Source organism: Fulvivirga ligni (assembly GCF_021389935.1).
In the GTDB taxonomy this organism is placed as follows: Bacteria; Bacteroidota; Bacteroidia; order Cytophagales; family Cyclobacteriaceae; genus Fulvivirga; species Fulvivirga ligni.
In genome coordinates this window covers 3251715-3264249 of sequence record NZ_CP089979.1, presented here as the reverse complement: position 1 = coordinate 3264249, position 12535 = coordinate 3251715, and the positions used below count along the sequence as shown (strand labels likewise).

The window sequence follows — 12535 nt, the reverse complement described above, 5'->3', positions numbered from 1 at the left end:
TTTAAAATTCTACTTTATACAAAATTACAGGAATAATGCCCAATTGATTTTTAGTTACCACCTCTCCTTTGCGAGCATCATAGTATTCATACCATTCGTTTTGAAATGAGAATACGTTTTGCAAATCAAGACCGATAGTTCGGGTATAATTTGGCTTTTCCTTTTTAAAGGTAATGCGCAGGTCCAATCGTTTATAATCATCTAACCTGCGATCTTCATTATAATAAAAACCTCTGGACACGTCTCGGTGCCCACCAGCGTAGTAAGCTCTACCGTTGATGCCAATAGTTCTGAGCACACCACCATCCTTTTCCTTATAAATATCTTTACCTCCTGTAAGACTGATGGTATATTTCCCATTAAACCTTGCTTCTCGCTCAAGACCATCTTTACCTTCGTAGGTAGCATCATAAAATGAAGTACTGAGGATATAGTAATACCCATCTTGCATGGGTCTTTCTAAGCTCATATTCACCCCTTTAAAGTTGCCTACTCCATCATTAACTAATCCATCACTCACTATCTCACCAAACACATTAAGTGCAGAGAATGGAGAATTGTAATAAGTGACTGGTACGTCATAAAAATGCTCATAGAAGACTTCACTGAACAATACATGATTCTTAAAATGCATGTTATATCCTATTCCGGCATGGTGGAACTTAGCAGCCTTTAGCTCATTATGGTTGGTGTAGTTAGCATCTAACATACGCTGAGCCTGAATACCATATTGTATAACAAAATTATCACCATTGGTAAAAGTATAATTATACGATACGCTAGGTAAAACAGCGTTATCGTTAGCCACATCAGTATGGTAATATTGCACGCCTCCTTTTAACCTCGAATGCTGCGATACGGCCCAGTTAACAGTAGCATATGGGCGAACCATTACGATAGAATTATCGACTATTTTTTCAGGATACATTAATTCAGAAGAGTTAACATTATCGATTTCATAATCACTTATGTTAACCACAGCCCCCGTTTGCAAGGAAACTTTATTAGAGAATTTTGCAGATAACTCTAATCGGTTAGACCATAGAGTTTGCTGGCCTTCATATAACTGATATTGATCCACTCGCTCACCGTCACGGCCTACGGAAAAGCCTTCTCTTTTAGATTTAGTACCCGAAAAAGTGGTGCCTAAAAAGAGCGAGGTGTTAGACGACAATGGCAGTAATTCAGTAATTCCCAACACGCCTTCGGTGGAATGGTATTTCACATCTGTACTGTCCTTATCATACTCCCATTCTTCAAACTCTAAATGTGTAAAATCATTATTAGAAGTACCAATAGCACCAAAGATATTGAGTTTACCTCCTTTTTTCTGATTAGCATCATAGTTAAAAGAAAAGTCCTGATAATCAATCTCTTCACCACCAAAATCAACTCCCATCTTACTTAGAAGACCAACGGTTGAGTATCTATAGTTTGCAAGAAAAGATGATTTCTCTTTTTTAATAGGTCCTTCAGCGGCCACATCAATTCCGATCAGGCTCGCTTGCAATGTGTAATGGTTCTCATACTTATCGCCCGGTCTGAAGTTCATATTCACAATGGCTGAACTGGCGCTACCATAAGGCCCCGAAAATACAGGCGTCATAAAATCAGTGCTGCTGAGCATCTGAGTGCTGATCATATTAACGCCACCACCATTCAAAGCTGGTTGATCGCTGATGGTTCCAGCATTGGCCAAGTGATTGGGATTCACAATATACATTCCCTGAAGCCTCCATTGCACACTATTGGGTGATTTACCATTGATAATCAGGTTGTTATTCTGATCATTTTGCGGCATTACTCCAGGGAAAGTCATCATTACCCTGGCAGGATCCATATAGTTGGCCGAAAATCGGTTCGATTGCTCAATAGTAACAGACCGATTGCCAATTTCATTAGGGTTTGAGATATAAGGCTCTTCTTTGATCACTACCTCATCCAGTTCGTTGACAGACGTTTCCAATTTCACTTCTAATGAGAATGGCCTGCCGGCATCCAGCACCAAGTCAAATGCCTGAGATTGATATCCGATATGGCTTATTTGCACTATATACCGCCCTACAGATACTTGAGTCAACTCAAAGGCGCCATTACTATCTGTAACGGCGCCTTTAGCTGGCTCTGTATCTTTCAAGCTTATCTCCACACCCTCTATTGGGGCTCCACTGACATCATCATATATATGGCCTCTGATTGACTGCTCAGGCCTTTGTGCCCACCCTAAAAGGCACGTGAACTGCATGGTTAGCAGTAAAAAATACTTCATTCAAAAAATATCTTTTGAGTCTTATGAAATGATTTTCTGTACGTTCTTATAGCTAGTCGTAATGGTCTGAATATGATCTCCTTTTATCACATCTTGCTCCACAAAGTAGTGCTTCATACCTGATGCACCTGCGGCATCGAAGATCCTTTTAAAATCAATTGATCCGGTGCCTACTGCGGCAAAGTTTCCGTCAGCATCCATATCTTTTACATGCCATAATGGGAAACGACCTTTGTGAGCTTCAAACAATTTCACAGGATCTTTATCAGCCTTGGTAGCCCAGAAAAGATCAAGTTCCATTTTCAAGAGGTCTTCGTCAGTATCATTCAAAAGTACATCATACCCTTCGGTACCATCAAAGCTCTTGAATTCAAAATCATGATTATGGTAGCACAGCTGAATGCCACTTTTCTTACAAGTCTCACCACATTTATTAAGTAGGTCGGTTAGGCTTTTATAATCATCTAAAGACTTTCTTTCTTCATCAACCAAATATGCTACTACCATATATTTTTGACCTGCAGTAGCTGCATCTTCGACAGCCTGCTCCCAGCCATTGCTGAGGCTGCCTTGCTGGTCCCCGTTAATTCGGCCTGTCATGTAATGGCCGCTGACCATGTTCAGTCCGGTATCATCCAATATCTTTTTGAACTCTGAAGCTGAAAAACCATAGTATTTACGACCACCATAACCTGCTGATTCTACTTCCTTATAACCAATATCAGCAATTTTCTTTAAGGTACCTTTGGGATCGCTGCCCATCTCATCTCTTAGTGTATAAAGCTGAATACCAGTGGCTTGTGAAGTTGATCCCATGCAAGAGGGCATCGTCAATACTCCTGCTCCTATTACGGCACTATATTTTAAAAAGGTTCTGCGATTATGCATTTATTTATGAGGTTTAGTTTTTATCTATATTAAATTCAATCCAGTCAAGGAAGCCTAAAATTTCGTCATTTCCCTGGGTGTTAGTGAATATCAGGTAGAAGTTATGCTTTCCTGTAGACTTATTCAAAGGAACATTAATTACCTCCCAGTTTTCACCCTGGAAAGGCCCCTCTCCTATTACTTCACCATCCAATGCATCAAGTCTCACCTGTACATTACCTCCAACAAGGCTGCTGTTTCTAAAGTCCATGTGGAGTGACAGTGAATTAACATCAGTAAAATCAATATTATCATAGCGAAGATAAGAGCCATTTTTAATATTGCTAATGATGACGTTTCCATTACTCTGGCTAAACTCTGATACTTCATGAGCCTCACTGTAATGGCCTGCTTCCATCTGAACATCTCGTAATATCACTTGCTCCACTGTTTGCAAACGACCTACATCTGCGCCCTTATCTACATAGCTGGCAGATAAGATATACATGGCTTCATGATTATCGGGTTTAGGATCTGAAGTCTTAAACGTACCCACCAATGGCAAGCCTGGCTCCTTAGGTTTAGAACTAGACAGCGACATGACGTATTTAACCATTTTAGCCACATCATCAGGGTCTAACGAAGGGTGGGCTGACATAGCCTGCTCGCCCCAAACACCACCACCACCTTTAATAATCTTGTTGGCCAAATAGGTGGTTGCTCCTGGATCTTCCTTGTATTTCTCTGCCACACGTTTAAATGAAGGACCAATGGATTCTCCATCTACTTTATGACATGAGCTACAGTCACTATCAGAGATCAGTGATTCACCCAAATCAGCAGTGGCAGGCAATTGATGCCCCTGGCTAACTTCTGTGAAATCAAGACCTTTCTCCAGGTAGTTTCTTCTTACACGTACTTCACTGGAAGCAATAGTATTATCGGTGCTTCCGTCTTCAAAGTCAGATACCTTCACGGTGTATTTTACGTTTCTTCCAGGCCAGAAAAAGCTGCTGTTACCAGCAATATCTATTTCTACTTTTGGCGGCTCATTACCAACGCTTACCAGCCTTTTCTCTTCAGAATAACCTCCATTATCATCAGTTACAATAAGGTTCACGAAATATTCGCCTGGTTCTTCGAAAGTATATTTAAAGTCTGGTCCATCTGCTCTCTTCTGATTGTTAACCAACCATTTGAATTTTATTGGATCTCGATCAGGATCATATGATTCTTTAGCTGAAAAATCAACTGTAAGTGGCGCTCTACCAACAGAAGCACCTTCCGAAACTTCAATTATCGGCCTTCTGTTTCCGGCATTATAATCAATTCTGCATAGTCTGGCATCTATATTTTGCTGGAACCAGCCCTTACCATATTCAAGACAGTACATTACTCCATCATCAGAAAAGGCCATATCCATCATGTTACTGAACTTCATGTTGGTGAGAAGCTGCTCTATGCTTACTATTTCACCTTTTTCATTTAGCGTTACCGCCAAAACCCAGTTACGAATCCAGTCATAGATAATCAACTTATCATCATAATAATCTGGGAATTTATATGGACTGTCCTTGTACAGATCACTGTAATAAACCGTACCTGCCATAGCATTTCTACCACCTGAACCTACGATAGGAAATTCAGGAGAAGCGGCATAAGGATACCAGATTAGCGCGGGCTGAGCTGGAGGAAGGTCTTTCAAGCCGGTATTATTAGGCGATGTATTTACCGGATGATTCACATCAAAGAAAGCATTGGGCTCCTGAGTTGTGAAATCATAATGTCTATAAGGTTTATTATCGCCCACAAAGTATGGCCAACCATAAAAACCAGCCTTTGGTGCTCTGTTGATCTCATCATGACCACGAGGACCGCGTAGGCTGTCAGTTTCACCAGCATCTGGTCCTACTTCACCCCAATAAAGTGTTCCGTTCTTTTGATCTACCGCTATTCTGTATGGATTACGATTACCCATCACATAGATTTCAGGCCTGGTCTTCGGGGTACCTTTCGGGAATAAATTACCTTCGGGAATAGTGTAGGTTCCATCATCTTCAGGGTGAATTCTTAAGATCTTACCACGAAGATCATTAGTATTAGCTGATGACTTTTGAGCATCCCAGGCACTTCTGCCCTCGCGCTCATCAATTGGGTTAAAACCCTCAGAATCAAATGGATTGGAGTTATCTCCAGTAGAAAGGAAAAGGTTTCCATCAGGTCCGAAAGCAATGGAGCCTCCGGTGTGACAACATTCCTCTCGCTGCACAGGAATAGATAGCATGATCTTTTCTGTGTCAAAGAGTATTTCATCACCTTTCATAGTAAACCTGGATAATCGGTTTACAGCCTCGCTGCCTGCAGGCGAATAATACATATAAATCCAATGGTTCTTGGCAAAATTTGGATCTACTCCCAGCCCCATTAAACCATCTTCATTTTCATGATATACATCCAATTTGGCAATCTGCTTGGTACCGTCATGGCCAGGCTTGTATAGTTTTACTTCGCCTCTTCTTTGAACAAACATTACGCGATTATCTGGCAGCACTGCCAGCTCGGTAGGTTCGTATAAATTAAAGTCTAATACGCGTTTACTAAATCGATTGTCTTCAGGCTTACGAGGAGAAGACACTTGCTTGTAATCAAGCTTTTCATTTCCTACAGCATACTCTAAACCTGCGGCTAGAATAGCTTTAAATTCTTTATTATTAAACTCTTCGTCAGTATGTCCTAAAGCTGTGTAAAAAGCTCTACCGCCGTCATACTCATGATACCAGGTAATGGGATGGTCTTTGCCCATCGATCCACCTTTGTAGCTGCTTTCATCCAGGGTAAGTAAAATTTTAATGGTGCTGTCCTGAGATTTGAAATTATACCATTCGTCAGTAACAGACCATTGATCAGGAATTGAATCAGGAAGAATAGACTGACCTGACACCTTTTTGACAGTCGCTTTCTGCACCTCCGGATGGTCTTTAAAATATCCACCTATCAGGTGCTCGTACCACGGCCAGTTATACTCAGTGGTAGAAGCTCCGTGTACTCCCAGAAAGCCACCCCCAGCCTGGATAAACCTCTGTAAATCAACCTGCTGAACATCATTTAAAACATCACCTGAAGTACTTAGGAATACAACCGCACTGAATTCCTTTAAAGTATCTTCGAAAATAAGGCCGGCATCTTCAGTGGCTACCGTTTCATAACCCATTGACTGAGCTAATTTCTCGATAGTTTCAATACCCTTAGGTATAGATTGATGTCTGTATCCTTCTGTTTTGCTAAAGATTAATACGGCTGGCTTTTTCCTAGCCTGTTCCTGCTGACATCCCACACTAAAAATCAATAACAGCATAATTATGCTGTTATTGATCCAATTTCCTGACCTTATTGTTTTCAAAGTTCTTTTATCTTAATATTTCTAAACCACACTTTATCACCATGATCCTGCAAGGCTATATGTCCTTTTTTAGCCTGCCCAAAGCCTTTCATATCTTTAAACTTACTGTTTTTGATAAGATCCTGATAGGCCGCGCTGTTCATATCAAACTCAACCACTTTATAGCCATTTTGCCATTGCTCTACGTGACCGCCTTTAGATATGATTTTCACTTTGTTCCACTCCATTGGAGGATTTACTGTAACAAAGCTGGTTTCTATTAAATCATAAAGATCACCTGCTCTGTGCTTCTCAAATCTTCCATCAGGGTGCCTCATATTATCAAGGATTTGCATCTCAAGACCGGTGTTCCATACATAGCCATAATCATCACCCTCTTTTACATAGTAAATGATACCACTATTACCACCCTCTGAAATCATCCATTCTAATTCTAATTCAAAATCCTGATATTCATCATTAGTAATGATGTCTCCGCCATCACCAGATTTTTCAAGAACCAGAGCTCCATTTTTCACTTTCCATGATGCAGGTACTTTATCTGACTTGAATTTTCTCCAGCCATCAGTACTTTTACCATCAAATAATAGCTTCCAGCCTTCTTCTTTCTCCTTTTCGGTAAGTTGATTATTCGCCGCAGGTTTTACAGGGTTGCTGAATCCTGGCTTGTCCTGAGGAATGTTGTTCATAGTATACCAACCTTCTGTAGTCCATAATGAATGGTTATTGCTACTTAAGAATGGCTTCACTATTCTGAAATGTACCACGTGATTGGCTTTCATGCCTGGCAACTCAAAGAATACTTTCTTACGATCTTCAGATATATTTAAAGACTGCACTTTAAGTACTTCTAAGTCCAACTTAGGCCCACCGTAATCTTGCGTAGGCTTATAATACCACTGCTTTATTTCATAGTCATTTACATCACGGCCAGCATTCTCAGCTAAAGGCTCGGTAAATTCTACTTCTATACCATTAGATTTTGCTCTTATCGCTAATGGCTCAAATACAGAGTTTCCATTGTAGTGTAATCTCTGTAAACCATACCAGAACTTACCGTTCTGCTGCCAGTTACCAGGGTTACCAATGCCACCGATATAAAGGTCTCCATCAGGTCCCCAAACCATACGGTTAACACCTGCTTCTAATCCTTGAACAAATCTGAATACGGCTCCCTGATATTTACCGTCTACCAATTCTGGGAATACCCTTTTCACACCACCATGAGTAACTTCACCATGGATCATTTGATTTTTATAGGGACCAACATTCAATGAAGATGGTGTACTTGGAGAATTACCGATTTCATCCTGAGGCAACCATACTAATGGAAGTGTTTCCTCTAAATCAGCCGTACCTTCAAAATCCACTGATCTGGAACCAAACCAGGCACCTTTTTGCACGTGAAGAATTTTACTTGAAGGCAACCAATCTCCTTGATTATCAGCCACAAATATTTCACCATCAGCACCAATACCAATTCCGTTAGGTGTTCTTAAACCATGGGCTATAAACTCTAAAGAACCATCTTCTTTACTAATTTTCACCACTTTACCTCTATCCGGAATCTGTGGTTTAGCACTGGCACCACCAGGCATAATAGCTGTGGCTAGTGCCGCGTAGAAATAACCATCTTTATACACCAGTCCGAAGGCAAACTCATGGAAGTTAGCCGAAACGCGCCAGTCATCACTTACGGTCTGATACTCATCAATGATCTCATCACCGTCATGATCTATTAATTTTGTAAGTTCCTGCTTTTGAAGCACATAAATCTCGTCATCTACAACTTTCAGTCCTAATGGCTCTGCCAGGCCTGATGCGATTTTCTTTACAGTCATTTTAGAAGGGTCACCTGAGTTTACGTTGTCAATAATGTAAACAGGTCCCACAGAATCCCAGGTACAAACCACGATTCTACCATCAGAAAGGAAGTCCATACCACCTACTCTCGGCTGGAAATCATCCGGTCTGGCTTGAGAAAGGTCAAACGCCGGGTGCACAGCAGTAAGTACTGCCTGATCACCTGGTATTTTCTTCATTAGTTTACCTGGATCTACATAAGGCACCACTTTCTTAAACATTTCATTCTTATGCTTAAGCACTGAAGCAGGCACTACTGAGAACTTGTCATCACCATGTTTAGCCCACTGAAAGCTTAGTGCAGCATCTCCTGCGCCTTGTCCGAACTGTATTTTGATTTTGTTAAGTCCTTTTTGAAGGTAAACTTCACCATCTCTGGCCTGGGTACCGTGTGTTACACCATTGTCTATGATATGCTTATCATTCACAAATAGCTGAGACCCATCATCTGAAACTAATCTAAAAACATAGTTAGAAGTTTCAGGTATATCTACATAACCATGGAAAACGACCATAACACGGTCTTTTCTAGTTCCTAAGCCTGTTTTATCAGTAAAATGAACTACAGGAGCCACGCCTGAAAGTACAGGGCTGGTATTTTCTTCAATATTATCAAAAGGAAGACTTTGATCATGCCAGATATACATTAATGCAGCAAGACCATCATGCACTGCTGCGTCTTTGCTGTCTAATTCAGTATTTTCTTCGCTTAAAGCTAGTCCTACAGAACCAACGCCCAACATCAAGTCTTCTTCGCCTGCCTCTTCTTCTGGCTCTTCGTTATCTAAAGAAAGAATGTAAGTAACCATTCTTTCCGCATCAGCCTTTTGTAAGTCAGGGTGAGGAGTCATGAGCACTTCGCCCCAAACACCTTTACCGCCTTTAATAACTTTATCCGCTAGTTCACTGATCGTTCCTTTGCTGGTTTCATATTTTTCAGCCACTGATAGGTAGGCCGGACCAATTGTTTTCTTGGTTTCGTTATGACATGTTTTACAGTCGCTACCTTCAATAAGCTGCTTGCCTAAGGTTAAAACAGATTCACTTACTTCACTCTCTGGCTTTTCAGCTGTTTCCGGATTAGTAACATCAAAACCTGGATGATAGAATGTGGTAAGACTTGTTTTATCGTTAGATTTTAACTCCAAAACACCATCAATAGTGATGGTGCTACCGTTTTCATAGTTTTGAGTAGACTGATTTCCTTCCGTGAACTTTCCATCAGTTTTGTAATCGTCTTTTTTCTCTAATGAGGTAAGGCTAAGATTCAGGCCTACCTTTTCACCATCAGGTACGTTAGCGGTAGTAAAAACTCTTTCAAGTCCATTTTTCTTGCCATCTTGAACATACTCAGGGCTTTCAGTAATCTGAATTACATTTCCCTTAGCATCTTTCAATTCATATTTAATGTAAACTCGATCATCCTTGAACTCATGTCCTCTAAACTGAAACTCTGGCTTTTCTGTGGCACCACCATCTTTAATGATTACCCAGTTTGGTTCTGTAAGCTTATGTTCGTAGTAAGCATATCCCTTGCTGGTTGGCTGCGGTCCATGCTTGGTTGTATAAACAGGTCCGTCAAAGTTCACTCCACCTTTCCAGGCTTTGTAGATTCCTCCTTCTCGAGCATCATAGGCCACATACATATTTTTATTGAGTGCTACAGTAACAATTCTTGGTTGCTCATCAAGCACTGACCTGAATACCCACGGATCATGAGGTCTTTGGGTGGCCACTGTATCCTTTTCAATACGCTCACAGCTGACTATAACCAGCCAAAGAGCAATGAGGAGAAATAGTTTAGATTTGTAATTCATGTGTAAAGTGTTTATTCTCATAGGTTAGCATGGGTTTTTACATGCTCAATTACGAGTTTTAAATGGTTGTCTTTTAAATGCCTAGTATTTTTTTGTTTGACGCCTCATCCGCTTCCCCTCCTGCAAAATCGTCAAATGCTTTTTCTGTTACTCTTATAATATGTTCTTTGATAAACTGCGCTCCTTCTCGGGCACCATCTTCAGGATGTTTCATGCAACACTCCCACTCCAACACGGCCCAGCTATCATAATTGTATTTGGTCAGCTTGCTAAAGATCTGTTTAAAATCTACCTGCCCATCTCCTAAAGAACGGAAACGACCGGGCCTGTCTATCCAGTCTTGATAACCTCCATATACTCCAGACCTACCTGAAGGATTAAATTCTGCATCTTTTACATGGAACATTTTTATGTGCTCATGATAGATATCAATAAAGTCCAGATAGTCTAGTTGCTGAAGCACGAAGTGACTTGGATCGTATAAGATTTTAGCTCTTGAATGATTGTTGGTAGCCTCAAGAAATCGCTCGAAGGTGATACCATCGTGCAGATCCTCTCCTGGGTGGAGTTCGTAGCACACGTCTACACCATTCTCATCGAAGTGATTCAGAATGGGGGTCCATCTTTTGGCAAGTTCACTGAAACCGGTATTTACCAGACCTGCTGGCCTCTGCGGCCATGGATAAACCGTGTGCCATAATAACGCACCAGAAAATGATGCCATGGCATTTAAGCCCATATTAGCACTGGCCTTGGCTGCCATTTTTAATTGGTTTACAGCCCATTCGGTTCTCTCCGCGGGCTTTCCATGCAGCTCTTTGGGTGCGAAGCCATCGAACATGGTATCATAAGCCGGGTGCACAGCCACTAGCTGACCTTGTAAATGAGTGGAAAGCTCTGATACTTCTAAGCCGAATTCCTTTAAGGTACCTTTAACTTCATCTGTGTAGGTTTTACTTTCGGCGGCTTTGGCCAAATCAAAACAGCGGGCATCCCAGGTGGGAATCTGAATGGCTTTGTACCCCAAACCTGCTGCCCATTCGGCTATATTTCTAAGGTTATTAAAAGGCGCTTGATCATCTAAAAACTGCGCTATAAATAAGGCTGGGCCTTTGATAGTTTTCATAGATTAAGTTGATTTTTAAAATTTAAAGATTAGACCTCAAGCCATTTTCCTCCTTCATTGGAAGATTCTACAGCCCGGTCAATGAACTTCATCCCCATCAGACCATCTTCAACCCCTGGGAAATCATACGTATGATCGTCGAAACTGTTTCCTGAAACTTGGGCACGAACGGCCATGGCGAAGTTTCTGTAGATATTAGCAAAGGCTTCTAAATAGCCTTCCGGATGGCCTGCAGGCACTCTGGTATTGGCCTTGGCTGCTTTAGATAAGTAATCATTTCCTGTTCTCAATTTTTCGGCAGGCTTATCCAACCATTTGACCCACAGCGTATTGGCATCAGCATGATTCCATTCTACACCACCCTTCTCACCATATACTCTTACTTTCAGGTTATTCTCTTCTCCTGCTGCTATCTGGGTAGCCATGAGCACACCCGTAACATCGCCACCAAATTTCAATAAAATGGCACCATCATCATCTAATCGTCGGTTAGGAACCACAATATTCAGCTGAGCACTCAGTGAGGTGATAGGCAAACCAGATACGTATTCTGCCAAATGAGCAGCATGCGTACCAATATCTCCAATACATCCACTTTTACCTGATCTGCCCGGGTCTGTTCTCCATGATGCCTGTTTATTATCAGATGCCTCTAAAGGTTGTGAAAGCCATCCTTGTGGATATTCCACATATATCTTTCTCACTTTTCCGAGTTTTCCAGAAGCCACATATTCACGAGCTTCTTTAATCATGGGATAACCGCTATAGGTATGAGTAAGACCGAAAACCAATCCTGTCTTTTCTACCAGTTCATTAAGCTCTTCAGCTTCTTCTACGGTAAAGCAAAGGGGCTTATCTACCATTACATGAAAGCCATTTTCCAGGGCTTTTTTGGCAGGACCAAAATGTAAATGATTAGGAGTAACTATGGCTACGAAGTCCATTCTTTCACCTTCAGGAAGTTTGCTTTCCTTAGTTATCATCTCCTCCCACGTGGCGTATATTCTTTCTTCTGGTAAGTATAATGACTGGCCGGTTTCCTTAGATTTTTCAGGATTGCTACTAAAGGCTCCACATACCAGTTCTATTTCTTGATCTAATGCAGCGGCATTTCTATGAACGGCACCGATGAAAGCGTCTTTACTACCTCCCACCATTCCCATTCTAACCTTGCGTTGGTTAATATTCATTGA

General features: G+C 41.2%; 6 protein-coding genes. All 6 read right to left on the bottom strand.

The window, feature by feature from the left end; genetic code table 11:
* Window position 1: 1 nt before the first annotated feature.
* Entirely contained in the window at window positions 2–2269 is a 2268-nt protein-coding gene (locus LVD16_RS13940) for a TonB-dependent receptor (RefSeq protein WP_233768874.1), read from the bottom strand.
* 21 nt (window positions 2270–2290) lie between these two features.
* Window positions 2291–3157, bottom strand: a complete 867-nt coding sequence (locus tag LVD16_RS13935; RefSeq protein ID WP_233774561.1) for a sugar phosphate isomerase/epimerase family protein — start codon at window positions 3155–3157, stop codon at window positions 2291–2293.
* A 13-nt stretch (window positions 3158–3170) separates the two neighbouring features.
* Window positions 3171–6536 carry a ThuA domain-containing protein gene (locus LVD16_RS13930; protein ID WP_233774560.1) on the bottom strand — a complete coding sequence of 1122 codons (3366 nt, stop codon included), beginning with the start codon at window positions 6534–6536 and terminating at the stop codon, window positions 3171–3173.
* A complete protein-coding gene (locus LVD16_RS13925; RefSeq protein ID WP_233774559.1) occupies window positions 6533–10216 on the bottom strand; it encodes a 3-keto-alpha-glucoside-1,2-lyase-like domain-containing protein in 3684 nt (1227 codons plus the stop codon). Before LVD16_RS13925 ends, LVD16_RS13930 begins: the two co-directional genes overlap by 4 nt.
* 73 nt (window positions 10217–10289) lie before the next feature.
* The gene (locus LVD16_RS13920) at window positions 10290–11342 is read right to left on the bottom strand and encodes a sugar phosphate isomerase/epimerase family protein (RefSeq protein ID WP_233774558.1); all 1053 of its coding nucleotides are present in this window, start codon (window positions 11340–11342) and stop codon (window positions 10290–10292) included.
* Window positions 11343–11371: 29 nt separating this feature from the next.
* On the bottom strand, window positions 11372–12532 hold the full coding sequence (locus LVD16_RS13915; protein ID WP_233774557.1) for a Gfo/Idh/MocA family protein: 1161 nt from the start codon (window positions 12530–12532) through the stop codon (window positions 11372–11374).
* Between the last annotated feature and the right edge of the window lie 3 nt (window positions 12533–12535).